24 protein-coding genes are annotated in these 25,827 nt (G+C 46.0%); 16 read left to right on the top strand and 8 right to left on the bottom strand.

The window, feature by feature from the left end; genetic code table 11:
- The first annotated feature begins 178 nt into the window (after positions 1–178).
- The 3 genes from fadB (at position 179) to tusA (ending at position 3,871) form a co-directional block, all read left to right on the top strand.
- The gene (gene fadB, locus DQX04_RS09010) at positions 179–2,320 is read left to right on the top strand and encodes a fatty acid oxidation complex subunit alpha FadB (RefSeq protein WP_111915550.1); all 2,142 of its coding nucleotides are present in this window, start codon (positions 179–181) and stop codon (positions 2,318–2,320) included.
- 18 nt (positions 2,321–2,338) lie between these two features.
- Positions 2,339–3,499: an acetyl-CoA C-acyltransferase FadA gene (gene fadA, locus DQX04_RS09015; protein ID WP_111915551.1), complete on the top strand. Its 1,161-nt coding sequence runs from the start codon at positions 2,339–2,341 to the stop codon at positions 3,497–3,499.
- Between the two features lie 132 nt (positions 3,500–3,631).
- Positions 3,632–3,871 (top strand): sulfurtransferase TusA, encoded by a 240-nt coding sequence (tusA, locus tag DQX04_RS09020; RefSeq protein WP_111915552.1) that lies wholly within the window; start codon positions 3,632–3,634, stop codon positions 3,869–3,871.
- On the opposite strand, the gene DQX04_RS09025 is transcribed toward tusA, so the two are convergent.
- Both DQX04_RS09025 and DQX04_RS09030 read right to left on the bottom strand, forming a co-directional pair.
- Positions 3,868–4,347 (bottom strand): GNAT family N-acetyltransferase, encoded by a 480-nt coding sequence (locus DQX04_RS09025; protein WP_111915553.1) that lies wholly within the window; start codon positions 4,345–4,347, stop codon positions 3,868–3,870. The two genes, tusA and DQX04_RS09025, sit on opposite strands and share 4 nt — an antisense overlap.
- A gap of 104 nt (positions 4,348–4,451) precedes the next feature.
- Positions 4,452–5,042, bottom strand: a complete 591-nt coding sequence (locus DQX04_RS09030) for a DNA-3-methyladenine glycosylase I (protein WP_111915554.1) — start codon at positions 5,040–5,042, stop codon at positions 4,452–4,454.
- Between the two features lie 129 nt (positions 5,043–5,171).
- Between DQX04_RS09030 and glyQ the strand changes: the two genes are divergently transcribed.
- Positions 5,172–6,104: a glycine--tRNA ligase subunit alpha gene (gene glyQ / locus DQX04_RS09035; RefSeq protein WP_111915555.1), complete on the top strand. Its 933-nt coding sequence runs from the start codon at positions 5,172–5,174 to the stop codon at positions 6,102–6,104.
- Between the two features lie 5 nt (positions 6,105–6,109).
- Entirely contained in the window at positions 6,110–8,182 is a 2,073-nt protein-coding gene (gene glyS, locus DQX04_RS09040; RefSeq protein WP_207801104.1) for a glycine--tRNA ligase subunit beta, read from the top strand.
- A 194-nt stretch (positions 8,183–8,376) separates the two neighbouring features.
- Here the strand turns inward: glyS and gyrB are convergent, their stop codons facing one another.
- From gyrB to dnaA, 4 genes are all read right to left on the bottom strand, one after another.
- Complete coding sequence (gene gyrB / locus DQX04_RS09045) at positions 8,377–10,800, bottom strand: DNA topoisomerase (ATP-hydrolyzing) subunit B (RefSeq protein WP_111915557.1); 2,424 nt, start codon at positions 10,798–10,800, stop codon at positions 8,377–8,379.
- 4 nt (positions 10,801–10,804) lie between these two features.
- Positions 10,805–11,908 carry a DNA replication/repair protein RecF gene (recF, locus tag DQX04_RS09050; RefSeq protein ID WP_111915558.1) on the bottom strand — a complete coding sequence of 368 codons (1,104 nt, stop codon included), beginning with the start codon at positions 11,906–11,908 and terminating at the stop codon, positions 10,805–10,807.
- A gap of 6 nt (positions 11,909–11,914) precedes the next feature.
- Positions 11,915–13,015, bottom strand: a complete 1,101-nt coding sequence (gene dnaN, locus DQX04_RS09055; protein ID WP_111915559.1) for a DNA polymerase III subunit beta — start codon at positions 13,013–13,015, stop codon at positions 11,915–11,917.
- A 67-nt stretch (positions 13,016–13,082) separates the two neighbouring features.
- Complete coding sequence (gene dnaA, locus DQX04_RS09060; protein WP_111915560.1) at positions 13,083–14,453, bottom strand: chromosomal replication initiator protein DnaA; 1,371 nt, start codon at positions 14,451–14,453, stop codon at positions 13,083–13,085.
- Between the two features lie 442 nt (positions 14,454–14,895).
- Between dnaA and rpmH the strand changes: the two genes are divergently transcribed.
- The 8 genes from rpmH to DQX04_RS09100 all read left to right on the top strand — a co-directional run bounded on the left by rpmH (position 14,896) and on the right by DQX04_RS09100 (position 21,756).
- Complete coding sequence (gene rpmH / locus DQX04_RS09065) at positions 14,896–15,030, top strand: 50S ribosomal protein L34 (RefSeq protein WP_072154405.1); 135 nt, start codon at positions 14,896–14,898, stop codon at positions 15,028–15,030.
- 23 nt (positions 15,031–15,053) lie between these two features.
- Positions 15,054–15,449, top strand: coding sequence for a ribonuclease P protein component (gene rnpA, locus DQX04_RS09070; RefSeq protein ID WP_111915561.1), 396 nt, complete (start codon positions 15,054–15,056; stop codon positions 15,447–15,449).
- A complete protein-coding gene (yidD, locus tag DQX04_RS09075) occupies positions 15,383–15,652 on the top strand; it encodes a membrane protein insertion efficiency factor YidD (protein ID WP_111915562.1) in 270 nt (89 codons plus the stop codon). The genes rnpA and yidD overlap by 67 nt, the downstream gene beginning before the upstream one ends.
- Before the next feature lie 2 nt (positions 15,653–15,654).
- Positions 15,655–17,352 carry a membrane protein insertase YidC gene (yidC, locus tag DQX04_RS09080; RefSeq protein ID WP_111915563.1) on the top strand — a complete coding sequence of 566 codons (1,698 nt, stop codon included), beginning with the start codon at positions 15,655–15,657 and terminating at the stop codon, positions 17,350–17,352.
- A gap of 222 nt (positions 17,353–17,574) precedes the next feature.
- On the top strand, positions 17,575–18,339 hold the full coding sequence (locus tag DQX04_RS09085) for an ABC transporter substrate-binding protein (protein ID WP_111915564.1): 765 nt from the start codon (positions 17,575–17,577) through the stop codon (positions 18,337–18,339).
- Positions 18,340–18,400: 61 nt separating this feature from the next.
- Positions 18,401–19,786, top strand: coding sequence for a tRNA uridine-5-carboxymethylaminomethyl(34) synthesis GTPase MnmE (gene mnmE / locus DQX04_RS09090; protein WP_111915565.1), 1,386 nt, complete (start codon positions 18,401–18,403; stop codon positions 19,784–19,786).
- Positions 19,787–19,789: 3 nt separating this feature from the next.
- Positions 19,790–20,977 carry a chromate efflux transporter gene (gene chrA / locus DQX04_RS09095; RefSeq protein ID WP_111915566.1) on the top strand — a complete coding sequence of 396 codons (1,188 nt, stop codon included), beginning with the start codon at positions 19,790–19,792 and terminating at the stop codon, positions 20,975–20,977.
- 137 nt (positions 20,978–21,114) lie between these two features.
- The gene (locus tag DQX04_RS09100; protein WP_111915567.1) at positions 21,115–21,756 is read left to right on the top strand and encodes a DUF2959 domain-containing protein; all 642 of its coding nucleotides are present in this window, start codon (positions 21,115–21,117) and stop codon (positions 21,754–21,756) included.
- A 4-nt stretch (positions 21,757–21,760) separates the two neighbouring features.
- On the opposite strand, the gene arsJ is transcribed toward DQX04_RS09100, so the two are convergent.
- Positions 21,761–22,966 carry an organoarsenical effux MFS transporter ArsJ gene (gene arsJ, locus DQX04_RS09105; RefSeq protein ID WP_111915692.1) on the bottom strand — a complete coding sequence of 402 codons (1,206 nt, stop codon included), beginning with the start codon at positions 22,964–22,966 and terminating at the stop codon, positions 21,761–21,763.
- 93 nt (positions 22,967–23,059) lie between these two features.
- Here arsJ and DQX04_RS09110 point away from each other — a divergent pair, with 93 nt between their 5' ends.
- The 3 genes from DQX04_RS09110 to DQX04_RS09120 are packed head-to-tail and all read left to right on the top strand — an operon-like array spanning position 23,060 to position 25,424.
- Positions 23,060–23,962: a patatin family protein gene (locus DQX04_RS09110; protein ID WP_111915568.1), complete on the top strand. Its 903-nt coding sequence runs from the start codon at positions 23,060–23,062 to the stop codon at positions 23,960–23,962.
- Between the two features lie 47 nt (positions 23,963–24,009).
- On the top strand, positions 24,010–25,155 hold the full coding sequence (locus DQX04_RS09115) for a dicarboxylate/amino acid:cation symporter (RefSeq protein WP_111915569.1): 1,146 nt from the start codon (positions 24,010–24,012) through the stop codon (positions 25,153–25,155).
- A gap of 2 nt (positions 25,156–25,157) precedes the next feature.
- Positions 25,158–25,424 carry a hypothetical protein gene (locus DQX04_RS09120; protein ID WP_111915570.1) on the top strand — a complete coding sequence of 89 codons (267 nt, stop codon included), beginning with the start codon at positions 25,158–25,160 and terminating at the stop codon, positions 25,422–25,424.
- Here the strand turns inward: DQX04_RS09120 and DQX04_RS09125 are convergent.
- Positions 25,411–25,818 (bottom strand): hypothetical protein, encoded by a 408-nt coding sequence (locus DQX04_RS09125; protein ID WP_111915571.1) that lies wholly within the window; start codon positions 25,816–25,818, stop codon positions 25,411–25,413. The two genes, DQX04_RS09120 and DQX04_RS09125, sit on opposite strands and share 14 nt — an antisense overlap.
- Positions 25,819–25,827: the final 9 nt, after the last annotated feature.

Consider the following 25,827-nt stretch of genomic DNA (forward strand, 5'->3'; position numbering starts at 1 on the left):
GCTTAAGAGTTGTTGGCGCTTATTGCGCGGTTTTTTAAACACCTGTTTAATTTCTTTTCGCATTGTGGGATGATTACTGCCATCTGTTTGCCATACTCTTGTACCACAGTATGGCAACAACTCAAGCGAAATAAGTATTTGTTGACAGTTTTTCTGTTCGCATTTCAGGAGACCTAAGATGATTTACCAAGGTGAAAACCTACGTGTTGACATTATCGAGCCAGGCATTGCTGAGCTCGTATTCGACGCACCGGGTTCCGTGAACAAGTTTGATGAAAACACATTGAATCAGTTCAGCGACGCTTTAGACGCTTTAAGCCAAAGCTCTGAAGTTAAAGGGCTTATTCTAACAAGCGCGAAATCAACATTTATTGTTGGCGCAGACATTACAGAGTTTTTAACGTTGTTTGCAAACGTTGAAACCACGAAAACTTGGGTGCACAAAGCATCTCGAGTATTCGACAAATTAGAAGATTTACCATTCCCAAGCGTAGCTGCAGTTAACGGCTTCGCGCTGGGCGGTGGTTGTGAAACTATCTTGGCGTGTGACTTCCGTGTTGCAGACAACACCGCCATGATAGGTCTTCCTGAAGTTAAATTGGGGCTTATTCCAGGCTTTGGTGGAACGGTACGTATGCCACGCCTAGTAGGTCCAGACAACGCACTTGAAGCCATTACTACAGGTATGAACTACAAGCCTCAGAAAGCTCTAGCTATTGGCTTAGTAGACGCTGTAGTCGACGCGGAAAACTTGAAAAATGCAGCTCTTGCGATGGTACGCGACGCAATTGCTGGCGAATTAGACTGGAAAGCAGCCCGTCAGCCTAAGCTTGAAGCGCTAAAAGCAAACGACACAGAACGTTTGATGACCTTCAGCACAGCTAAAGGCATGGTCTTCGCGAAAGCAGGCAAGCACTACCCTTCTCCTCATGCTGCGGTAGAAGTTGTTGAGCGTGGCGCAGGTGAAGCACGGGAAGGCGCCTTGCTTATTGAAAACGAGCTTTTCGTTAAGCTTACGCAAACCGACGCTTGCCGCGCACAGGTAGGTATTTTCCTTGCAGACCAAGTTGTTAAGGGCAAGAGCAAGAAACTAGCTAAAGGTTCTGAGATTAAATTGAACCGCGCTGGTGTACTCGGCGCAGGCATCATGGGTGGCGGTATCGCTTACCAGTCAGCTGTGAAAGGCGTACCGGTTGTCATGAAAGACATTCGTCAAGACGCGCTCGATCTGGGCTTGCAAGAAGCATCTAAAATTCTTGGTAAAGGCATGCAACGCGGTAAAGTTGACGCTAAGAAAATGGCATCAACGCTTACCAGCATTACACCAACACTTCACAACGACGAACTAGAGAACGTAGACATTGTTGTAGAAGCTGTTGTCGAAAATCCAAAAGTTAAAGCGTCTGTGCTTTCTGAAGTAGAGAAAGTAGTCGGTGAGAATGCAATTCTTACCTCGAATACTTCAACTATTTCAATTAACCAGCTTGCACAAAGCTTGGAAGACCCATCACGTTTCTGTGGTATGCACTTCTTCAACCCAGTGCACAAAATGCCATTGGTGGAAATTATTCGTGGTAAGCACACCACCGACGAAACAATTTCTGCGGTAACTGCATATGCGTTGCAAATGGGTAAAACACCGATTGTAGTGAACGACTGCCCGGGTTTCCTAGTTAACCGCGTGTTGTTCCCTTACTTCGCTGGTTTCAGCAAGTTGCTAGACGACGGAATTGATTTCCCAGGTATCGATAAGGTGATGGAGAAGCAGTTTGGTTGGCCTATGGGTCCTGCATACTTGTGCGACGTGGTTGGTCTAGATACGGCAGACCACGCAACCGACGTTATGGCAGCAGGCTTCCCAACACGTATGCCTCGCGACGACGACGGCGCTATTGCCAAGCTTGCAGCTGCGAAGCGTTATGGCCAGAAGAACGGTAAAGGCTTCTATGTTTATGGCGTAGACAAACGTGGCAGACCAACTAAAGAAGTTGCAGAAGACGTTTACGAAGTTATTGGCGAGAAGCCAAATGCAGCAGAAGCAGACGAGATTATTGCGCGCTGCATGATTCCAATGGTGAACGAAATGGTTCGCTGCTTGGAAGAAGGCATTGTTGATTCGGCTGAAGAAGCGGATATCGCATTGATTTACGGCTTAGGCTTCCCTCCATTTAGAGGTGGTGCTTTCCGTTACCTAGAAACACTTGGCTTGCAGAAGTTTGTAGAACTTGCAGACAAGTATGCTCATCTAGGTGAAATTTATGAAGTGACTGACGGCCTGCGTGAAAAAGCAGCAGCTGGCGGCACTTACTTCAAAAGCTAATTGCGAACGGAGAATGTTATGAAAGACGTCGTTATTGTAGATGCAATCAGAACCCCAATGGGTCGTTCTAAAGGTGGAGCATTTCGCAACGTTCGCGCTGAAGACTTATCTGCAGCTTTGATGAAAGGTTTGCTAGAAAGAAACCCTGAAGTAAGCGCAGACGACCTAGAAGACATTTACTGGGGTTGTGTTCAACAAACCTTAGAACAGGGCTTTAATGTAGCGCGTAACAGCGCATTGGTCGCCGGTATCCCTCACCACGTAGGTGCGGTTACCGTAAACCGCTTGTGCGGGTCTTCAATGCAAGCGATTCACGACGCTACTCGTGCGATTCAAACCGGAAACGGTGATATCTTTATCGCGGGTGGTGTAGAGCACATGGGACACGTTCCTATGATGCACGGGGTAGACTTCCACCCTGGTATGAACCGCTCTGTAGCTAAGGCAGCTGGCTCAATGGGTTTAACCGCCGAGTTACTCGGCAAGAAGTTTGGTATTAGCCGTGAAGAACAAGACGAGTTCGGCGCGCGCTCCCATCGCCTGTCCCACCAAGCAACCGTAAATGGTGAATTCGACAACGAAATTTATCCTATTTTCGGTCACGACGAGCAAGGCGTATTGAAGAAGATTTACCACGACGAAGTTATTCGTCCGGAAACCACCGCAGAAACACTTGCAGCGCTTCGCCCTGTATTTGACCCTGCGAATGGTACCGTAACAGCGGGAACTTCTTCTGCGATTTCTGACGGTGCGGCGGCAACGCTTGTTATGTCAGCAGACAAAGCGAAAGAGCTTGGGTTGAAACCACGAGTTAAAATTCGCGGCATGGCCATTGCCGGTTGCGATCCGTCAATCATGGGTTACGGACCAGTACCAGCCACCCAGAAAGCGCTAAAACGTGCTGGTGTAGATATTAACGACATCGACTTGTTTGAACTCAACGAAGCTTTCGCGGCGCAAGCATTAGCCGTTCTCAAAGGCTTGAAGATTGAAGACAAGATGGACCAAGTGAACCTGCACGGAGGTGCAATCGCCTTAGGACACCCTCTAGGTTGTTCTGGCGCACGTATCAGTACCACGCTAATTAACCTGATGGAGCAAAAAGATGCGAAATTAGGCTTAGCGACCATGTGTATTGGTCTAGGTCAGGGTATCGCAACAGTATACGAACGCGTATAACTGTTTTCCTCTAAGAAAAAGGCGGCACAAGTGTTGTGCCGCCTTTTTTATTTGCTATATTTCGTTATCAAAGCGCTTCGTTACTAGAAGTCTTTGAATAAGTCCGTTAACGAACCCCGAGTTGAGATTCCTATGAACCGCATTGGTAGTGCCGATCACGAGCTAGACACCCTTGGACTTCGTTGTCCCGAGCCCGTTATGCTGATTCGCGGAAAAATTCGCAAGATGGACTCTGGTGAAACATTACTGGTTATTGCTGATGACCCAGCAACAACACGAGATATACCCGCTTTTTGTACCTTTATGGAACACGAGCTACTGTCACAAATGACCCAGGAGACTCCTTACCAGTACCTTATACAGAAGGGTTAAATCTTAAGTTCCCAAAACTCAGCTTGGCCCATTTCAGGGTCGAGTTCATAAGGCTTAAATCCGTATTTTTTGTAAGACAATCGTGCAGGCTCATTTCCAGAAAGCACTTCTAACGTCAATTTACAGCAACCTCGACTAGCCGCTTCTGCCTTCACTGCATCAAACAGCTTTTGTGCAATGCCCTGGCCTCGGTAACCCTCACGCACAGCAATGTCGTGCACGTTACACAGAGGTTTTGCTGCGAACGTAGAAAAGCCCTCTACACAATTTACAATGCCGATAGCTTCACCGTCGTCATTCCAGGCTAAGAAGCTAAACACGGTGTCCCGTTTCGCCATTTCTGAAATTAGTTTTGCCTTTGTTGCCGCAGACAGGCTCTCGCCACCACCCATCGGGTCTTCGGCGTAATGGTTCAACATATCTAGCAACGCGCTAGCATGTTTTTCGTTGGCATAATCTACACGTTCAATGTTCATCTAATACGACTCCTACTTCTGTTTGCAGCCATTCTAGCATGGCTTGGCGCAGTGGCGGGTATTCAGTCCCGTGCACACAAATCAACAGATCAAATCAGTTAGGTTTATTCGTTAGGATACCGAAAGCAGGTGGTTAAGTGGTCATTCACCATACCCACGGCTTGCATAAAGGCATAACAAATAGTCGGCCCAACGAAGTTGAAGCCGGCTTTTTTCAAAGCTTTCGACATAGCTTTAGACTCGTCGGTTTCAGCCGGCACATCTGACATACTCGCAAAAGCATTTACACGCGGCTCACCACCTACGAAGCCCCACAGGTAATTTGAGAAATTAACGCCCTCGCGCTCTAGTTTTACAAAGGCATCGGCGTTTCTGAAAATAGATTCAATCTTAAGGCGGTTACGTACGATTCCAGCATTGCCCATCTGCTTCTCAATGAACGCTAAGCGCTCATTATCTGTGATAGCTGAGAGTTTATGAGGGTTGAACCCTAAAAACGCTTCTTCATAGGCTTTTTGCTTTCGCAATATAGTTATCCAGGAAAGACCTGCCTGCTGACCGTCTAAGCAGAGCTTAGCAAAGAGTTGTTGGCTGTCGTATTCCGGCACACCCCACACTGTGTCATGGTAATGCACATAGTCTTCCGCATCACCGCACCATGGGCATCTTTCTTTTCCATCGTTGATTGCTGCCATACGCGTGTATCGCCTTTTCGTTTTAGTGTCTGATTTGGCCTAGAGCCTGTAAATATAGTGCCATGTCGGGGTATAATCGCACAGTTTTGAATCATTACCTCTATACCGAATGAATTTGAGAGTTCTCCCATGGAAAAATTCGACGTAAAAACGTTTCAAGGGCTCATATTAGCCCTACAAGACTTTTGGGCGCAGCATGGCTGTGCGGTTGTGCAACCCCTTGATATGGAAGTGGGTGCAGGAACCTTTCACCCGATGACGTTCTTACGTTCAATAGGTCCTGAGCCAGCAAGCTTCGCTTATGTGCAGCCTTGCCGACGCCCTACAGACGGTCGTTATGGCGAGAACCCGAACCGACTTCAGCACTATTATCAATTCCAAGTGCTAATGAAACCTTCACCAGACAACATTCAAGAGCTATATCTTGAAAGCTTAAAGATGCTTGGTTTCGACCCATTAGAGCACGACATTCGGTTTGTAGAGGACAATTGGGAATCACCGACCCTAGGCGCATGGGGATTAGGTTGGGAAGTGTGGTTAAACGGTATGGAAGTTACTCAGTTCACCTACTTCCAGCAAGTTGGTGGGTTAGAGTGCCGCCCTGTAGCTGGCGAGATCACCTACGGGCTTGAACGCTTAGCAATGTATATTCAAGGTGTGGACAGCATTTACGACCTGGTTTGGACAGACGGTCCACGCGGTGTAATTAAGTATGGCGATGTATTTCACCAAAACGAAGTTGAGCAGTCGACCTACAACTTTGAGCATGCAGACGTAGATGTATTGTTCGCACGATTTGATTCTGCGGAAAAGGAATGTGAGCACTTACTTTCACACAACCTCCCTCTACCTGCGTACGAGCAAGTTATGCGTGCGTCACATGCATTCAATTTATTAGATGCCCGCCATGCCATTTCCGTAACCGAACGCCAGCGTTATATTCTGCGTGTTCGCACCCTAGCTAAAGGGTGTGCCGAGGCATATTATGCAGCTCGCGAGGCGTTAGGGTTTCCGTTAGCACCGGAATCAAAAACAAAAATTGATAAGCAGGAGGCAAAATAATGACTATAGAAACACGCAATCTGCTTATCGAACTAAGCACAGAAGAGCTTCCACCAAAGGCACTTAAAAAATTAAGTGAAAGCTTTACAGACAGTATTGTTACCCAGCTGCAACAAGCTAACCTTCTAGACCAGGACAATGATGGTAGCGTAGAAAGCTTTGCAACTCCGCGTCGCCTGGGCGTGCTGGTTCATAACGTATTGGTAAAACAACCAGACGAAGACGTTGAGCGTAAAGGTCCTGCAATAAGCGCAGCATTTGACCAGGACGGCAACCCAACTAAAGCAGCTTTAGGTTGGGCTCGTGGTCAGGGTATCGAGGTAGATCAGGCTGGTCGTTTGGCGACAGATAAAGGCGAGTGGTTGGTTTATAACGCACGAGTTGAGGGCCAGTCGATTTCCAAGCTATTACCTAGCTTTGTAGAGAAGGCAGCGAAGTCTTTGCCTGTACCTAAAATGATGCGTTGGGGTGAAGGTTCACACGCATTTATCCGTCCCCTCAAGCACCTTACCGTAATGCTTGACCATGAAGTAGTTCCAATGTCGTTGTTTGGCATTCAGGCTAGCAACGTAGTACTCGGCCACCGCTTTCATGGTGAGCCAACTGTAGAGATTAGCGATGCAGTCCAGTACGAAGATAGCCTAACGAAGAATAACGTTATCGCGAGCTTCGCGAAACGTCGCAAAATGGTCGTAGATAGAACTCTGGCCCTTACTGGAGCAGCTAACCTATCACCAGTTTGGGACGAGGACTTAATCGACGAAGTAACCGCACTCGTAGAATTCCCGGTCGCACTCGAGGCTTCCTTTGACGAGTCGTTTCTTGATGTTCCTAAAGAAGCACTCATTTACACCATGAAGGATGACCAGCGCTACTTCCCACTTGTTGATAACAGCGGCAAGCTTCACGCAAAGTTTGTTTTCATTTCCAATATTGAGTCTAGCAATCCTAGCGCAGTTATTTCAGGTAACGAAAAGGTTATTCGTCCTCGCTTAGCCGACGCGCAATTCTTTTATGAGACAGATAAGAAGTCTACGCTCGCTTCTAGGCTTACCCGCTTAGATAGCGTGCTATTCCAGAAGAAGTTAGGCACTGTAGGCGATAAAGCTCGCCGGTTGGAGTTGGTTGCAGGCAAGGTAGCAAACCTCATTAACGCGAACGTCGAAGTTTCAAGCCGCGCAGGCTTACTAGCAAAAGCCGACCTGGTCTCAGACATGGTTTCAGAATTCCCGGAAGTTCAAGGTGTAATGGGGATGCATTACGCCAACAACGATGGTGAAGCTGAGGGCGTAGGCCTTGCTATTGAAGCTCAATATCGTCCTCGTTTTGCAGGTGACGAATTACCCTCCACACTAGAGGGTGCTGCGGTAGCAATAGCAGATAAACTTGATACGTTGGTAGGTATATTCGGAATTGGTCAAACACCTAAGGGCGATAAAGACCCGTTTGCGCTGCGCAGAGCTGCTATCGGCCTACTCCGCATTCTTGTCGAAAAGGAACTTCATGTAGGGTTGGACCAACTCGTATCAGCTAGCGTAGAAAGCTACAAAGGTGTCATTGAAGTTAGCGAAGATATTCAGGACGAGATTGTCAATTTCCTTCTTGGTCGTTTCCGTACCTCGTATCAGGAACAAGGGATATCGGTAGACGTTATTCAAGCGGTTCTTGCGCGTCGTCCATTAGTACCATTGGACTTTGATCAACGTGTTAAAGCAGTTCAGACGTTTAAGGCTAACGACGTGGCTGAGTCGCTTGCAGCAGCGAATAAGCGTGTCGGTAACATCTTGTCGAAGTCGGAAGCAGACTTAAGTACCTTGAGTATCTCTCAGGCGCTGTTTCAAGAGCCTCAAGAGCAAGAGCTATTCGATGCACTATCTAGCCTTCAAAAAGACAGCTCAGACGGCTACAAAGCGGTTCTAGAGGAGCTGGCTACACTACGCGCACCTATCGATGCATTCTTTGACAATGTAATGGTGAATGCCGACGACGAGAAGGTTAAACATAACCGACTAGCTCTGTTAAGTAAGCTCCACCAAGCATTTCTTAATGTGGCAGATATTGGGTTGTTGCAATCTTAACTGTTAATTCCAGTTCATATAAAACGCCCTACGGGGCGTTTTTTTATGTCTTGTTCCACGTGGAACACCCCTAAATACGTTTTGAGAACCAGATACGGGGATCTGCATTGTGCCTCGTTTGTACAATTCATGCAGCCAAAAAAAAGGCCTCGCTGTCGCAGAGGCCTTCTATTCAATGATTGTTCCACGTGGAACTATACGTCTAAGTTAGCTACCTTAAGCGCGTTACTTTCAATAAACGCTCTTCTTGGCTCAACCTGATCACCCATTAACGTAGTAAACAATTGGTCAGCACCAATCGCGTCTTCGATGGTAACTTGCATCATACGTCTACTTTCTGGGTCCATTGTAGTTTCCCAAAGCTGATCTGGGTTCATTTCACCTAGACCTTTGTAACGCTGCACATATAAACCACGTTTAGATTCTTTGATAAGCCATTCAATTGCTTCTACAAAGTCTTCTACAGGCTCTTGCTTGTCACCGCGCTGTACATAACCGCCCTCTTCCACAAGGCCGTTAATTTCACCACCAATGCTCGCAATACGGTCATAGTCACGCGATACCAAGAACTCGTATGTCAGGTTGAAGTCACGATCTACACCATGCCTACGAACGCGAACTACTGGTAAGTGTACGCCACGTTCCTCATCAGCTTCTACGAACACACTAAAGGTTGCAGAATCCTTCTCTGTGTCCATAAGGTTAGTGGTAAAGTTCTCCGCCCACTTTTCTACGTATGCTTTATCTTTTAAAAGTTCCGGCGTTAATCGCTCTGCATACACAAGGCGCTCTAGCATATGCTTAGGCAAGCGACGACTTAACCTTTCTATGGTGTCTACAGCGAACTGGTAATCACGAACCATTTTCTCTAGTTGAACACCAGTAATGCCCGGAGCATCTGCGTTCACATGAAGTGATGCTTTATCTAGGGCAAGGCTAGTTAGGTACTGGATAAGTCCAGCTTCGTCTTTAATGTAGGTTTCTTGCTTACCTTTCTTCACCTTATAAAGTGGCGGCTGTGCAATATAAATATACCCACGTTCAATCAGCTCTGGCATTTGACGATAGAAGAACGTAAGCAACAATGTCCGAATGTGAGAACCGTCAACATCGGCATCGGTCATAACGATAATACGATGGTAACGAGTCTTATCAGGATTATACTCTTCCCTACCAATACCACAGCCCATCGCAGTAATTAATGTAGCGACCTCTTGCGACGATAGCATTTTGTCGAAGCGGGCCTTCTCAACGTTAAGGATTTTGCCTTTCAAAGGTAAGATAGCTTGGTTCTTCCGATTACGACCTTGCTTCGCAGAACCACCTGCAGAGTCACCCTCCACAATATAAAGTTCAGAAAGCGCTGGATCCTTTTCTTGGCAGTCAGCTAGCTTGCCGGGAAGACCCGCCAAGTCCAACGCCCCTTTACGTCGAGTCATCTCACGCGCTTTACGCGCAGCTTCACGAGCACGCGCTGCGTCTATGATCTTTTGAACAATAACTTTCGCATCTGTTGGGTTTTCCAACAAGAATTCCTGGAGTTTCTCACCCATGGCTTGTTCTACCGCACTCTTCACTTCCGAAGAAACAAGCTTGTCTTTGGTTTGTGAAGAGAACTTAGGATCCGGTACCTTCACGGAAATAACTGCAGTTAAACCTTCACGTGCATCATCACCAGACGCATTAGTTTTCGCCTTCTTAGAGTAACCTTCCTGCTCCATATAGTTGTTCAAAGTACGGGTTAACGCAGAACGGAATCCCGCCATATGCGTTCCGCCGTCTCTTTGCGGAATAGTGTTGGTAAAGCAATAGATGTGCTCTTGGAATGAGTCATTCCACTGTAAGCCAACCTCAACAGCAATACCGTCTTCACGCTCATGCGTAAACTGAAAAACAGACGGATGAATAGGGGTCTTCTTGTCATTTAAGTAACTAACAAACGCTGCGATACCCCCTTCATACTTGAAGTGGTCTGAGCGATCTGAACCCTCGTCCACTAAACGAATAGACACACCTGAGTTAAGGAATGAAAGTTCGCGGAGGCGCTTTGCTAAGATGTCGTAATGGAACGTTACGTCACTAAATGTTTCTTCACTTGGCCAGAATCTAATCTCTGTACCTGACTTGGAAGTATCACCGATTACTTCAATGTCTTTCTCTGGATTACCGTGCACGTAACCTTGCTTCCAGGTTTTACCCGCGCGTTGTATCGTGAGCTCGAGGCGTTTCGAGAGGGCGTTTACAACTGAGACACCTACGCCATGTAACCCACCAGACACTTTGTATGAGTTATCATCAAACTTACCCCCTGCGTGAAGTACCGTCATAATAACTTGAGCGGCTGAAACCCCTTCTTCAGGGTGAATATCGACAGGAATACCACGACCATCATCTCGAACAGATACAGAGCCATCTGAGTGCATAGTTACATATATCTCATTACAATGCCCCGCCAACGCCTCATCGATGGAATTGTCCACCACTTCGAAAACCATGTGGTGCAAACCTGAGCCGTCATCGGTATCACCAATGTACATCCCCGGTCGTTTACGTACCGCATCCAGACCTTTTAAAACTTTAATACTGGATTCGTTATAGCTATTTTGTTCTTCAGACATACTTTCATCCTGTCGTTATTTCTTTAACTGTTCCATGTTCCACGTGGAACAGTCGGGTCTCATCATTTTTAAAATGCATGAGAAGATTCTCTTTCTCTATTGTCGTTACGAAAACCTGGCTTTTTGTATCTGCCAATGCTTTGCATAATTTCTCTTGGTTAATGACGTCTAACTCTGCCGGTAGATCGTCAACCAGATAAACACATTGCTTACCGGTAACCGCTTTATAATGGTCGCCCTGAACAAACCTCAGAGCCGCCACCAACAATTTTAACTGGCCTCTCGATAGGCGTTCTTTGGCATCTACACCGTCAGCCTTAATCAGCCATTCAGCTTTACTAGGGCCCACACTAGTAAAACCTTGCTTTGTGTCCAACTCCAGCTTATCAACCAAAGCCTCCTCAAAGCTTTCATACTTTTCGCTCCAGCCAGGAAGGAGTTTGAACTCGAATTTAATATCTGGCAAAAACCTATTGGTATATTCTGCTAAATACTCGTTTAAGCTATGCAGATACGCCTTTCGTGCTTGAGTAAGCGCATCTCCGGCTTTAATGAGCTCTTTATCCCAGTAACTTCCGCCATCTGAGAAGTACTTCCCTTCTCTCAACAATGTATTACGCTGCTTCAACAATCGTGAATAATTCACCCAATGCTGATATTGCGCATGTTCCACGTGGAACAAGCCCCAATCCATGAACTGACGCCTTGCTTTTGGTCCATCAGTTACAAGGGCTACACCTTCTGGAGTAATCAATTGAACAGGCGTATATTGCGCTAGCTCTGAAAACCGAACCCTACTTTCACCGTCTATGCGAATTTGCGACTCGCCAGTTCTCGACCGTGAAAAACCAATTCTATGTTCTCTGTTATCCGCAGTGTCCGCTTTAAGTTTTGCAAACACCGTAAACGCTTCTTCTGTCGCTTGCACGATTTGTTTGCTTTGATGAGTTCGAAACGAACGACCAAAACCGAGGCAGTATATTGCCTCTAAAACACTCGTTTTCCCTGAGCCATTCTGCCCGAAAACGATATTAACTGTGCCAACGTTGTCTAAATTAACCTGCGTTAAGTTTCTTAGCTTCTCGATATAAAGCGTACTAATATGCATTTCACACTACAGGCGCATTGGCATAATCACGTAAAGCGCTCTGTCGTCCGCGTTATCTTCAACAAGCGCGCTGCTATTTTCGTCTGTTAAAATAAACTTAACCGTATCGCCCTCAATTGCATTCAGTACATCAACCACATAATTGATATTGAACCCAATCTCCATTTCAGCATTTTGGTAGTCGACTTCTACTTTCTCTTCCGCATGCTCTTGTTCTTGGTTATTTGTTGCCAAACTCATCTCGTTTGCGGTAAGCGCTACGCGTACGCCACGAAACTTCTCGTTAGAAAGAATGGCTACCCGTTGGAATGACTGCTTTAACAGATCTCTATCGCCAGTAACAATGCGTTCACCGCCGTTTGGAATAACACGTCGATAGTCAGGGAAGCGACCATCTAGCAATTTAGTCGTGAAAGACATTCCCGCAGTATTAATACGTAAATGGTTTTGACCAATCGAAAGCTCTACTACTGAGTCCGAATCGTCCAACAAACGAAGAAGCTCTGTAACGCCCTTACGAGGAACTATAACTTGGTTCTGCGGTAATGAACTTTGCTCTAACTCTTCAGAAGCCATAGCCAGTCGGTGGCCGTCTGTTGCTACAGTGCGTAATACATTGTCGTTCACTTCGAATAGCATCCCGTTCAAATAGTAACGAACGTCTTGGTTTGCCATGGAGAAATGCGTTTTTTCGATAAGCGCTTTAAGCTTACCTTGTGAAATTTGAAACTGAATTTCGCTTTGCCAGTCTTCAATGTTTGGAAAGTCTGCAGCTGGCAATGTGCTTAACGTAAAGCGACTCTTCCCTGCGCGAACAATCACCTTATCTTCAGAGCCTTCAAGTACTATGTCTGAACCTTCAGAAAGCGTACGCACGATATCTAGGAGCTTCTTCGCTGGCACCGTTAACTCTCCAGGCGTAGCCTGCTCTAAAGTAATAGCCGAAACCAACTCAACCTCTAAATCTGTGCCCGTCATTCGAAGTGAGTCTTCACTAACTTGGATCAATACGTTGCCAAGAATAGGTAAAGTTGAGCGCTTTTCCACAGCACCGCTCACAACTTGCAAGGGTTTAAGTAGTGCGTCACGGCTTATGTTCAGTTTCATTATTTGGCTCTCCTATTTTTATTCTTTGCGAACCTAGTACTTAAATGCTTACCTACAAAGTGAAATTCTATACAGATAATGTTCTATTCAAGTTTCTATAATCTTGTTGAATTTCGTGGTCTTCTTCAATGAGTTCTTTCACCTTACGACACGCGTGTAAAACCGTTGTATGGTCTCGCCCCCCGAAAGCTTCACCAATTTCCGGCAAGCTATGGTTCGTTAACTCTTTCGCTAATGCCATTGCCACCTGTCTTGGCCTCGCAATTGAGCGGCTGCGGCGCTTTGAGACAATATCGGTAATTTTAATATTGTAGTAGTCGGCCACTGTGCGCTGGATATTGTCAATCGTGATCATTTTGTCTTGTGCCATCAACAAATCACGAAGCGCGTCTTTAACAAATTCAATAGTAATGTCTCGGCCCGTTAAATTCACGTTTGCTACAACACGGTTCAGTGCACCTTCAAGCTCACGTACGTGAGTTCTCAGCCGCTTTGCAATGAAGAAGGACACTTCCGGAGGCAATTTTATTTTCCGCTCTTCCGCCTTTCTCTCAAGTATAGCTACACGAGTGGGTAAATCAGGCGGCTCTATCGCCACGGTAAGACCCCAACCAAAACGACTTTTTAGTCGGTCGTCTAGGCCTTCTATCTCCTTTGGATAAACGTCGCTGGTTAAAATAACCTGCTGGTTACCCTCAAGTAGCCAGTTAAAAGTGTGAAAAAACTCGTCTTGGAAGTGCTCCTTCTTAGCGAAGAATTGAACGTCATCGATGAGCAACGCCTCCACAGAGCGATAACTCTCTTTGAATACGTCGATTTTGTTGTGCTTCATGGCATAAACCATTTCTTGCACAAAGCGCTCAGCCCGCAAGTAATAAACCTTCGCGTCGGGCTTTTTCTCTAGGATGGCATTTCCAACGGCGTGCAGAAGGTGAGTTTTACCCAATCCCGTACCGCCATATATAAATAAGGGGTTGTAGGCTTCACCCGGCTTCTCTGCAACTTGTGAAGCTGCTGCTCTAGCTAATTGGTTAGATTTACCCTCAACAAAGTTTTCAAAGCGATGAGCTTTAACCAAGTTACTATTATTCAATGAGCTTGGGCGGTCTGCTTTCTCTGCTGTTACAGGCTGCTGCCTTTTATTTGTTGGCTCAGTTTTGCGAGGTTTCTCTGACGCCTGACTCGGCTGTTCTTTTATAGAACCTACTTTCAATTCCACATTAGGTGCTTTGTCACCCGCGCTCTCACGCAAGAAACCGATAATTTGTTTCAGGTATTTGTCTTTAACCCATTCCATGACATACGGGTTTGGTGCGTACAAAAACAAGGTATTCTCTTGAATACTTGCTTGTAATGGACGAATCCAAGTATTGAAATGTTGCAACGCAAGCTCGCCTTGAAGGCGAGAAAGACATTGCTGCCACAAAGAAGAACCCACTCATCTCTCCTGAACCACTTTAAACAGAGCCGTACGTAAAGCGCTTCACATACACGCATAGCATGCTAAGTGTTTGAACTGCTCAATTTAAAAGGCTAAAAAATGACCTAGCGGTGTATTTTTATACTCTTATAAAGAACGTTTTGTACGTCTTTGATCACCGCGAAAACTATTCCCCCATCATACGAAATTCGCTGCTTGGAAGCCACCTTTTTACCTGCATTTTATCGCAGTTATCCACAGGGAAAAGATCGCTTTTAGGTTTGACACAGATCCTTTTTAACGGTAGAATCCGCGCTCATTTTGACACACGGTTCAACCACGTAATTTTACATTCACGTGAACGAACGTGAGTGAAGGAAGTTAGCTCAAGTAGTTAACTTCGCTGAGCACCTCACTAAGACAATAGTGAACAAGTATTTAACTAAGCGGAATTAGAGCAATGAAAAGAACATTTCAACCGAGTGTATTAAAGCGTAAGCGTGACCACGGTTTCCGTGCTCGCATGGCAACTAAAAACGGACGTAAAGTTCTAGCACGTCGTCGTGCGAAAGGACGTAAAGTCCTAACTGCTTAATTGCAGTTAGCTCAGGTCTCTGAGTGAATAAGCAGTTTGCCTATCCTCGGGAGTTACGTCTGTTAACTCCCGCGCATTTCCAGCAAGTCTTTAACCAACCTCCTGTCAAAGCGGTCAGTAAGCATTTAACTTTGCTTGCGCAACCCAATCAGCTCTCGCATCCTAGATTAGGTATTACCGTAAGCAAGCGAAATGCAAAGCTTGCCGTGCAGAGAAATCAAATTAAAAGAATTATTCGTGAATCTTTTCGGTTAAAGCAGCACAAATTAACTGGCTTTGATATTATCGTCATCGCCAAACCTGGAGTGACAGAGTTAGACAAGTCTGCGCTAAGGGATTTAAGCGATTATTTATGGCGAAAATTAAGCAAGCGCTGCAAGCAATATGTATCGGACTTATCCGACTCTACCAGCTCCTAATTAGTCCACTATTAGGGCCGCGGTGTCGTTTTGTTCCTACATGTTCTGAATATGCAATCGAAGCCATTCGCACTCATGGTGTGATAAAAGGAATTGCGTTAGCGGCTAGAAGAATTAGTAAATGTCACCCTGGTCATCCCGGTGGGTTCGACCCGGTGCCAGAAAAAAATTCACAAAAAAACACGAAAAAAGAGACACATTAATTATGGATTCGCGTCGTACAATATTAGTTATCTTGCTACTTGTATTGTCGTTCTTCATGTACCAGCAATGGCTTCTTGAAGACCCAAGCAATACTCCCGGTGTGAACGCTTCTAACCCGGCAGCACAGAACACTCAAACGGTTGCTCAAACAACGAGTGGCAATGCCGAATTTTCAGTTCCAGAGGCAGGTTCTCAGTCTTCTACCTTACCTGTTGCCGACGCATCGGGCACACCAGAAGCTAGCGAAACCAATAATAGCGACACCGTTGTTATTCGCACCGACGTGTTTGAAATTGAAATTGCGCTTCGCGGTGGTGACATTGTGCGCAGTGAACTCCTTGAGCACGCCAGAACGCTGGGCGAACAAGAGCGCTACACCATTCTTTTCCAAGACCCTGGACATGTGCACATCGCTCAAAGTGGTTTAATCGGTCCTAACGGTATCGACCGAGCGGATAACCGTCCACTTTATCAAGCTTCGCAGCGCGAATACGTAATGAACGGCGAAGACCGCTTCGTAGTTCCACTGACTTACGTTACCGAAAACGGCGTTGAAGTAACTAAAACATTTACTTTCAACCGCGGCGACTACGCGATTGAAGTAGCTCACCAAGTTCGAAATACCACCGGTGGTGACATTCAAATGGCGCCTTATGGTCAGTTGAAACAAACTGTAGCTAATGCGGATAGTGGCAGCATGTTTATGCCTACCTACCGCGGTGCTGCTTACTCTTCTTCTGACGAACGCTATGAAAAGTACAGCTTTAAAGACATTGAGAAGAGAAATCTAAGCCGTCAAACAGAAGCTGGTTGGATAGCTATGCTCGAGCACTACTTTGTAACGGCTTGGGTACCGAATCAACAAGCGAACAATCGTCTGTACACAACTAACTTAGCGAATTCTGGCAATGCGCTTATTGGTTACGTTGGTCCAACACAAACGATTGCTGCAGGTGCTACAGAAACCTTCGAAAGCAGCATTTATATGGGTCCGAAAAACCAAGACCGTTTGGCAGAGCTAGCGCAGCACCTGAACCTAACCGTAGACTACGGCTTCTTGTGGTGGTTAGCACAGCCTATTCACTGGTTGCTCTCATTCCTACATAGCTTTGTAGGCAACTGGGGCTTTGCCATTATTCTGGTTACGCTTGTTGTAAAAGGTGCTTTATACCCACTAACAAAAGCGCAATACACCTCTATGGCAAAAATGCGCAAAATTGCACCGCGCATGCAAGAATTGAAAGAGCGCTTTGGCGACGACAGACAGAAAATGTCGCAAGCGATGATGAAGATGTACAAAGACGAAAAGGTAAACCCACTTGGTGGTTGCTTGCCTATGTTGTTACAGCTTCCTATTTTCTTAGCGCTTTACTGGGTGCTGCTAGAAAGCCCGGAAATCCGCCACGCAGACTTTATGCTTTGGATTAACGATCTTTCAAGTAAAGACCCGTATTACATTTTACCGGTACTCATGGGCGCCAGCATGTTCCTTATGCAACGCCTACAGCCAACGCCGATGACCGACCCAATGCAGCAGAAGATTATGCAGCTGATGCCGATTATGTTTACGGTATTCTTCCTATTCTTCCCTGCAGGCCTAGTGCTTTACTGGTTGGTGAGTAACCTTATATCGATTAGCCAAATGCTTTGGATATATCGCCAACTGGACAAAAAAGGCTTAGGCACGAAAAAAGCTTAAGCTAAGTAAGCGTAAAGACTCTAAAAACCCCAAGTTCATTGATGAGCTTGGGGTTTTCTTTTGGTGACAGCAAAAAAAGCAGATGTTACAATTCTCTAACATTCGTTAATGTTTTTGATTAGAATTTTAGAAACAAAACATCTAGCGTGATAATGGATTAATAAAACGCTGTTACAAGGTTGGAAATCGCAAGTGGTTAGCGCAAGGAATATAGTGAACATAATGAAAGTTTTACTAGCTCTTCTGCTAGTCACTTCCGTGCTCGCGGCTGCAAAACTTCACTCGAACACAACAGAAAGCGACAGCAGTGTTTACCTAACCCCTGATGTAGACAACGCTATTGTCGACAGCATTCAGTCACGCTCCACTTCTACTAAGCCGACATTAGTCATAGGCTCTATGACCGAAGTGTCAGAAAGTCACAGAACATTCCAAATTGTGTCAGAAGCTTATAGAAACCTTGGATATGAAGTTGAACTTCTGAACTTGCCCTATGCACGAAGCTGGTATGAGAGTAATCGCGGCAGAATTATCGACGCCGAACTAGCAAGAACCAACGAGGTTATTTCCGACGGTATGATTCGCATTCAAGTGCCTTATCATTACACTTCAGCTGTCGCTTACACCAATGATCCCGACTTTAAGCCAACAAGCTGGGAACAACTGGCTGGAAGACGAATCGACCTTGTCGCTGGAACAAACGTACTTGCCAGTAGATTAGGTGATATCCCTTGGAATCCGGTAACCACTATTGAACAAGGCTTCCGCCGGTTAGCAAACGGTCGGTCAGAAGTATTCGTAGTACCTGGCGATATTGCAGCACCGGTATTTGAAGAAATGAATCTGCCCAATGTTTATCTTGTACAGCCTGACTTAGAGCGTTGGGAGCTTTATCATTATATTCACAAGTCGCATGAAGACTTGGTAGAACCCCTTACCGAACAAATCCGCGAAATTATTTCTCGCGATCAGTACGCGCAACACTAATACTGCAACCCTTTGTTTTACTCGTTATACTATGCCTTTCAACGCTCAAAGGTAGCACGGCATGAGTACGCACGACTCACATTCCACTGATTTTGACACCATAGTCGCCCAAGCCACTCCTCCTGGGAAAGGTGGTGTGGGTATTGTTCGTGTAAGTGGTACTCACGCAAAAGCCATAGCGAAGCACATATTAGGCTTTACACCGAAAACACGTTTTGCCCATTACACCGAGTTTAAAGATCCCCAAGGCACGCTTTTAGACCAAGGCATAGCACTTTATTTTGAGGGCCCAAACTCATTCACAGGTGAAGATGTCTTGGAGTTGCAAGGGCACGGTGGTCCAGTCGTTATAGACATGCTTATTCGCGCCATACTTGAGACGCAACTTGCCAGAGCCGCAAGACCAGGTGAATTTAGTGAGCGCGCTTTTCTCAATGACAAGCTCGACTTAGCGCAAGCCGAAGCCATTGCCGATCTTATTGAAACCACCTCTGAACAAGCAGCTAAAATGGCGCTACAAAGCTTGCAAGGTGCTTTTTCACATCGTGTCGACCAACTAGTAGACGCCATTATTCAATTACGTATGTACGTAGAAGCAGCAATCGACTTCCCAGAAGAAGAAATCGACTTTCTCGGCGACGGTAAAGTCGCTGGCGACTTAAGCGCAATTTTAGAATCACTGAGCAAAGTTGAGGGAGAAGCCAAACAAGGTCAGCTTTTGCGAGAGGGAATGCGCGTCGTTATCGCCGGGCGTCCCAATGCAGGTAAATCGAGCTTGCTGAATGCCCTTGCCGGTAGGGAGTCAGCGATTGTAACCGACATAGCAGGTACGACTCGCGACGTACTTCGCGAGCATATTCAAATCGATGGTATGCCGCTTCATATTATAGATACCGCAGGCCTTCGGGAAAGCCCCGACAAAGTAGAACAAATCGGTATTGAACGCGCGTGGCAGGAAATTGAACAAGCGGACCGCGTGTTATTTATGGTAGACAGCACCGAAACCGATGCAATACACCCACATGATATTTGGCCGGAGTTTTTCCACCGATTACCAGAAAACATGCCCTTTAGCGTAGTTCGTAATAAAGTAGACCTAACCGGTGAAAGCATAGGCGAAGCCGACTACGAAGGTATACCCGTAATATCTTTAAGCGCTTCTACAGGCAACGGCATAGATTTGCTACGTGATCACTTAAAACAAAGCATGGGGTTAAACACCAACATAGAAGGTGGCTTTATGGCGCGGCGCAGGCACCTCGACGCCATCGCAAAAGCAAAAAGCCATCTTGAAACCGGGCAAGAGCAACTCCATGAGTTCGCAGCAGGCGAATTACTTGCTGAAGAACTACGTCTCGCTCAATCTCACCTGAACGAGATTACCGGCGAATTCACCAGTGATGACTTGCTCGGCAAGATATTTGGGTCTTTCTGTATCGGGAAATAATGCATGGATAACACAGAAAACCGTGTTCACCCACTATCCATATTTCTTATTTTCTTGCGGCTGGGCTTAACCTCTTTCGGCGGCCCTGTTGCGCACTTAGGTTATTTTCGCGAAGAGTTTGTGAATCGCAGAAAATGGCTTTCAGACGCCAATTACGCAGACTTAGTCGCGCTTTGTCAGTTTCTTCCTGGTCCTGCAAGTAGCCAAGTGGGTATTGCTCTCGGGGTTACTCGCAGTGGCTATTCGGGCGCACTAGCCGCTTGGGTTGGTTTCACGCTTCCTTCTGCACTCATGATGACTCTTACTGCATTAGGTCTTGCCCACTTCGGTGACAGTATTCCTTTAAGTGTCTTACAAGGTTTAAAAATTGCGGCTGTTGCCATTGTAGCCCATGCGTTATGGGGTATGGCTCAAAGCTTGTGTCGTGGAAAAGCAAAGACTCTATTAATGCTTTTATCTGCACTAACAGTTTTATTACTACCCGTGACCTGGGGGCAAGTCGCTGTTATTGGAATTGCAGCGATTGTAGGTCGCTTCCTTTTTAAAACTGAACCTCAACTGCAGCAAACCCACTTTCACGTACCCATAAGCCAGCGAAGTGGGGTGCTTTGGTTGGTGTTGTTCTTGGCCTTACTTCTAGCGCTGCCCACGTTACAGTTCTTTTTCCCTCAACAATGGCTTGCAGTTGTCGACGCGTTCTACCGCGCTGGTGCTCTAGTATTTGGCGGCGGTCATGTTGTGTTACCTCTATTGCAATCCGAAGTTGTTGCCACCGGGTGGGTGAGCGAAACCACCTTTTTGGCCGGCTATGGAACGGCACAAGCAGTACCAGGCCCTCTATTTACCTTCGCGGCCTTCCTCGGAGCCTCAATTAACGGCTGGGCAGGAGCCTTACTGTGCCTTGTAGCTATGTTCCTGTCTTCGTTTCTGTTGGTATTCGGCGCGCTCCCGTTTTGGCAGACGCTGCGAACCAACACAACAATGCAAGCGTCTCTGAGCGCAGTGAACGCTGCCGTTGTCGGTTTACTGCTTGCTGCTTTTTACAACCCAGTGTGGACAAGCTCGATAACTAACGCCCAGTCTCTAGCACTAGCTTTAGCTGCATTTATTGCATTGAAGTATTGGAAATTGTCACCTTGGCTTCTGGTGCTACTGTGCGGGTTTATAAGTTGGGTAATAACTTTGCTTTGAATTCTCAGCAGCAAACCACTGCCAAACTTATGCAAAACAACTCATTCACGTTTACACTGTATTTAACTTTGTACCTTTTCCGTTTGGGGTATGAAAGAATATTCCCAACGTGTTTGGCTAAATGATAGGAATGTCAGATGAAAGCGCTTGTTACCCTTGTTATGTCGTTGTTTTTATTCGGTTGCACTACCGTGTATTACGACACCATGGAAAAGTTCGGCATTGAAAAACGTGATATTTTGGTGGATCGGGTGGGCAATGCTCGAGATGCACAGAATGAAGCACAAGAAACGTTTCGCTCTGCTTTGGAACAGTTTCAAACTGTGGTAGGTACACCCGAAACAGAACTCAGCAGAACTTATAGTCGTTTAAACAATGCGTTTGAAGACAGTGAAAAAGCCGCAGAAGACGTAACTGACCGCATTAACGACGTAGAGCGTGTAGCGCACGATCTTTTTGAAGAATGGGAAGACGAACTTAACCAATACGAAAACGCGAATTACCGTCGTATGAGTGAACAGCAAATGCGTGAAACACAGCGCCAGTACGACAGCTTAATTTCACGTATGCGCCAGGCTGAATCGCGTATGGCACCTGTACTTAGCGCATTCCGCGACCAAGTATTGTTTCTTAAACATAACTTGAACGCGCAGGCGATTGGCGCGCTAGAAGGTGAGTTGGGTCGTATTCAAAGCGACGTCGCAACGTTAATAGAGAATATGGAAGCGTCTATTGCCGAATCGGAAGCCTTCATAGCTCGGTTTCAGCAAGCAAACTAATTCTCTACACATCAGCAGTTTTGGGTAAACCGCCAACAATGGCGGTTGCCAACAATAAGAATAAACTAGACACAATTAAGCAGGGCACCAGCCCTGCTGTTTGGTAAATCCAACCCGAAAGCACCGTACCCAATAACCTTCCTGCAGCATTCGCCATATAGTAAAAACCCACATCGAGCGAAACGCCATCGGCTCTTGCTGAAGACACAATTAAATAACTGTGAATAGACGAGTTTACGGCGAACAAAAGCCCAAATAACCCAAGTCCTAATATCAGTGCATAACCTAATACTTGGCTGGTGGTTTCTGCTTGCTGGTTCGCTAAATAAAAGCCAATAGCAGCAGGTGTTAGCGCCAGTAAAATGCCCCAAAACGATAGATGTTTTGCTTGAGCAAACCGAGGCGCAAGTGCTTGCACAAAGCCATAAGCTATAACCCAAAACGCAAGAAAAGCGCTTACTTGCCAGTGTGACCAAGCAAGCTGGCTTGCCAAGAAAAGCGGTAATGCAATAACAAACCAAATGTCGCGCGCACCAAACAAAAACAAACGTGCCGCAGACAGCATGTTAATCGCCCTGCTCTTCGACCAAATATCAGAGAACTTAGGTTTAAACGAGGCTTTACCGGTGTCTGCCTTAAGTAGCAATAAACTTGAAACCCAAACCGCAGTTAAGGAGATGGCCATAATTAGAATTGCGCCTTGAAAACCGACTAGCGTGAGCATTAAGCCGCCAAGGAAAAAGCCAACACCCTTCAACGTGTTCTTCGAACCCGTAAGAATAGCGACCCATTTGTAAAGTTTAGACTGCTCAGTGTCTCTCACTAAGGTTTTTATGGTGCTTTTGGCACTCATTTTATTGAGATCTTTGGCAATGCCCGAAAGCGCTTGCGCCGCCATAACCCAGATCACAGAGAGCCACGCAGTAGGAACCAGCAGCATCGAAAGCGCAAGCACTTGCAACGCTAAGCCTATATTCATGGTTCGATTTAATCCCCACTTTGCACCCAGCCAACCCCCAAATAAGTTGGTCACAATGCCGAAGAACTCATAAAACACGAACAACAAAGCGACTTCTAATCCGCTGTACCCTAATTGGTAAAAATAGAGCACAACCAACATACGTAGAGCGCCGTCGGTAAGCGTAAACGCCCAGTAGTTGCCAGTGATAACGGCATACTGACCCAAATTAGACTTTAAAAACGAAAACATAGGCATGTTTGATCTTTATCGTGGAACTCTCATAATGATATAGGTGTTGTACACACGTTGCGACAATATTGCTTCTAAAAGACAAGGAGTCACATGGCTGAGCCACTCATTGAAACTACCGACGAACCCGTAGACAGCGACCGTAAGCATACCTTAGTGGTTGAAGGTGGTGCTATGCGAGGTATTTTTGCTGCTGGCGTGTTAGACGCTTTTATAGAGCAAGACTTTTACCCGTTTGACGCTGTCGTTGGTGTTTCAGCAGGTTCAACCAACTCTATTGGTTATTTGGCCGGGAATTATCAGCGTAGCTATAAAATAATTACCGAATATGCTCGCCGCGACGAATTCATGAACATTCGCCGCTATTTAAGAGGCGGACACTTTTGTGACGTAAGTTGGCTTTGGCATAGTTCGTTAGACGAGCTTCCACTCGACATCGACGCTTTTATGAAGCGTAAAATTCCACTTACAGTAGTCACCACCAGTGTTAAAACCGGTGAAGCTTGTTATTTCACGGCCAACAAAGACAACCTTGTTGATCTTTTCCCAGCGTCTTGCGCTATGCCGGTAGTTTTCCGGGAGTTTCCACCTATTGAAGAAGAACCTATGACTGACGGCGGACTTGCCGATTCTATTCCGGTGGTCCATGCGTACGAACAGGGAGCTAAACAAATTACGGTGATATTGTCGCAACCGCTTGGTTTTAAGAAAAACTCTGACCGTTTTCCCGGCTTACTTAAACCCTTATTCAAAGACCACCCAGCTTTGTTTGAAGCCGTTGTGCGTAGAGGCACTCAATACAATGAGGCACTCGAATTTATTGCTAACCCACCCAAAGACTGCGACATCAACATTATTGCGCCGCCGTCTAACTTCCCGGTATCGCGCTTTACTATGGAGCTTTCTGCATTAGATATGGGGTATCGGCAAGGCGAGAATGCTGGTAATCGATTTATTGCTGAAAGCCTTATCAGGTCGGATGCGACACACGCATAACCCGTGTTATGCTTCTGCCACTCTCCTAACAACAACGAGAATTCATTATGGGGTTAATCATTAAACTCGTGATCGGTATTGTTGCCGGTACACTTATTGGTTTGTTTGCACCAGACGTGCTTACGCGCATTTTAATTACCTTCAAGTCGCTTTTCGGCGAATTGCTATTCTTCATTATTCCACTACTTATTCTATTCTTTATTACCAGTGGTATTGCTGGACTGCCGAAAAACTCTGGCAGATTATTAGGTAGAACGTTAGGCATAGCTTACCTTTCAACCATTATTGCCGGTGTAGGGGCATTTCTTGTGGCCTCTTTTGTGGTGCCTATGTTGGCCAACGAAAGTCGCGAACTTACCCAAGCAGCAGCGCAAGCTTTAGAGCCGTTAATTACTATCGACGTTACACCGGTATTTGGCGTCATGACCGCTTTGGTTTTAGCATTTATTCTTGGTCTGGGTATTAACGCAACCAACGCTAATCAGCTTCATACCATTAGCGACGAGGGCCGCGGCATTATTGAACGTGTGCTCGTGAAAATCATTATTCCACTACTACCGGTTTATATTGCCGGCGTATTCGCTGAGATGGCCTCTAGTGGCACTGTATTTGAAACACTAAAAACCTTCGGCATTATTCTTGTGTTAGCCGTAGTACTGCACTGGGTTTACCTTACCGTGATGTTTCTTATGGCAGGTGCTAAGGCGGGTAAATCACCATTGTTTCTCATTAAAAATATGCTTCCTGCATACTTCACGGCGCTAGGAACAATGTCGAGTGCGGCAACTATTCCAGTAACGCTACAAGCAGTGAAAAACAATAAAGTTAAAGATGAAGTGGCCAACTTTACCGTTCCACTTTGTGCAACTACGCACTTAGCAGGCTCAACCATTACCATCGTCAGTTGTGCTGTTGCGGTAATGGTTTTACATGGCAGTTTAGAAGTACCTTCATTACTTACCATGCTTCCGTTCATTTTTATGCTTGGTTTAGTCATGCTTGCTGCACCGGGTGTTCCAGGTGGTGCAGTAATGTCAGCAGTGGGCTTATTGGGCTCTATGCTCGGTTTTGGCGACAGCGCCATAGCACTCATGATTGCGCTTTACATGGCGCAAGACAGCTTCGGTACGGCGTGTAACGTAACGGGCGACGGCGCTATTGCCCTGTTTGTGGACAACGCAGCAAAAGACTAAACATGCCCTTTGAAATACGCCAACTAAGTTGGCACAAAAGAAGACGTGCAGAAAAGACACCTCAGCCCATTCGGGTTGAGGTGTTTCATTTTAAAAAGGAAGCCAACCACCCATGCACGTTAGAGGTTGAATTCGACAACGGAGAAACATACGAATTGAAAGGACGTGTTACTCAGAACCCAATCAATAAACACTGGTTTGTGAGCGGCATGAATTCAACAGGACAGGCTGTATCTTTGAAATTTATCGAAGAGCCTATAGCGGACTAATTAGTTCAGGCCTGTTGTAACGCCTACGTATCCAATTTAACGCCCGCATTACACTTTTGTGGGAAACTAGCCAACGTTCCACGTAGAACTTCCCAGGTACGTCAGAAATAACTACTGCGAGTAAAATAGTGAGTAGCCCTTGCCCAGGCAACACGAGCATAAGTATGCCTGCACATAGCAATATAAGTGCGAATAAGTTTCTAATGAGGTACAAAAGCCTGCGCGATAAGGTCCAATGCCTTGGCCGACTCTTTTCAACAAAATAGTCAGTGGGCATTTTTATGACAAGCATTGGAACCAACACAAGTGACAGCAGGATAATGAGCACACTTATGCTCACTATCCAGGGCAACCAGGGTTCAATCCAAGCAAGTTTGTCGAGCCAATACTCCATGGCTAATCA

The organism is Aliidiomarina sp. B3213, assembly GCF_003290085.1.
In the GTDB taxonomy this organism is placed as follows: Bacteria; Pseudomonadota; Gammaproteobacteria; order Enterobacterales; family Alteromonadaceae; genus Aliidiomarina.

What these genes read in the sequence shown, in the direction of transcription:
- DQX04_RS09100 (WP_111915567.1), top strand. Translation starts at nt 21,115, where the DNA reads ATGAAAGCGCTTGTTACCCTTGTTATGTCGTTGTTTTTATTCGGTTGC.
- DQX04_RS09030 (WP_111915554.1), bottom strand. Translation starts at nt 5,042, where the DNA reads ATGGCAGCAATCAACGATGGAAAAGAAAGATGCCCATGGTGCGGTGAT.
- yidC (WP_111915563.1), top strand. Translation starts at nt 15,655, where the DNA reads ATGGATTCGCGTCGTACAATATTAGTTATCTTGCTACTTGTATTGTCG.
- fadA (WP_111915551.1), top strand. Translation starts at nt 2,339, where the DNA reads ATGAAAGACGTCGTTATTGTAGATGCAATCAGAACCCCAATGGGTCGT.
- recF (WP_111915558.1), bottom strand. Translation starts at nt 11,908, where the DNA reads ATGCATATTAGTACGCTTTATATCGAGAAGCTAAGAAACTTAACGCAG.
- dnaN (WP_111915559.1), bottom strand. Translation starts at nt 13,015, where the DNA reads ATGAAACTGAACATAAGCCGTGACGCACTACTTAAACCCTTGCAAGTT.
- tusA (WP_111915552.1), top strand. Translation starts at nt 3,632, where the DNA reads ATGAACCGCATTGGTAGTGCCGATCACGAGCTAGACACCCTTGGACTT.
- DQX04_RS09125 (WP_111915571.1), bottom strand. Translation starts at nt 25,818, where the DNA reads ATGGAGTATTGGCTCGACAAACTTGCTTGGATTGAACCCTGGTTGCCC.
- DQX04_RS09115 (WP_111915569.1), top strand. Translation starts at nt 24,010, where the DNA reads ATGGGGTTAATCATTAAACTCGTGATCGGTATTGTTGCCGGTACACTT.
- gyrB (WP_111915557.1), bottom strand. Translation starts at nt 10,800, where the DNA reads ATGTCTGAAGAACAAAATAGCTATAACGAATCCAGTATTAAAGTTTTA.
- DQX04_RS09120 (WP_111915570.1), top strand. Translation starts at nt 25,158, where the DNA reads ATGCCCTTTGAAATACGCCAACTAAGTTGGCACAAAAGAAGACGTGCA.
- rpmH (WP_072154405.1), top strand. Translation starts at nt 14,896, where the DNA reads ATGAAAAGAACATTTCAACCGAGTGTATTAAAGCGTAAGCGTGACCAC.
- arsJ (WP_111915692.1), bottom strand. Translation starts at nt 22,966, where the DNA reads ATGTTTTCGTTTTTAAAGTCTAATTTGGGTCAGTATGCCGTTATCACT.
- DQX04_RS09110 (WP_111915568.1), top strand. Translation starts at nt 23,060, where the DNA reads ATGGCTGAGCCACTCATTGAAACTACCGACGAACCCGTAGACAGCGAC.
- glyQ (WP_111915555.1), top strand. Translation starts at nt 5,172, where the DNA reads ATGGAAAAATTCGACGTAAAAACGTTTCAAGGGCTCATATTAGCCCTA.
- chrA (WP_111915566.1), top strand. Translation starts at nt 19,790, where the DNA reads ATGGATAACACAGAAAACCGTGTTCACCCACTATCCATATTTCTTATT.
- yidD (WP_111915562.1), top strand. Translation starts at nt 15,383, where the DNA reads ATGGCGAAAATTAAGCAAGCGCTGCAAGCAATATGTATCGGACTTATC.
- DQX04_RS09085 (WP_111915564.1), top strand. Translation starts at nt 17,575, where the DNA reads ATGAAAGTTTTACTAGCTCTTCTGCTAGTCACTTCCGTGCTCGCGGCT.
- mnmE (WP_111915565.1), top strand. Translation starts at nt 18,401, where the DNA reads ATGAGTACGCACGACTCACATTCCACTGATTTTGACACCATAGTCGCC.
- fadB (WP_111915550.1), top strand. Translation starts at nt 179, where the DNA reads ATGATTTACCAAGGTGAAAACCTACGTGTTGACATTATCGAGCCAGGC.
- DQX04_RS09025 (WP_111915553.1), bottom strand. Translation starts at nt 4,347, where the DNA reads ATGAACATTGAACGTGTAGATTATGCCAACGAAAAACATGCTAGCGCG.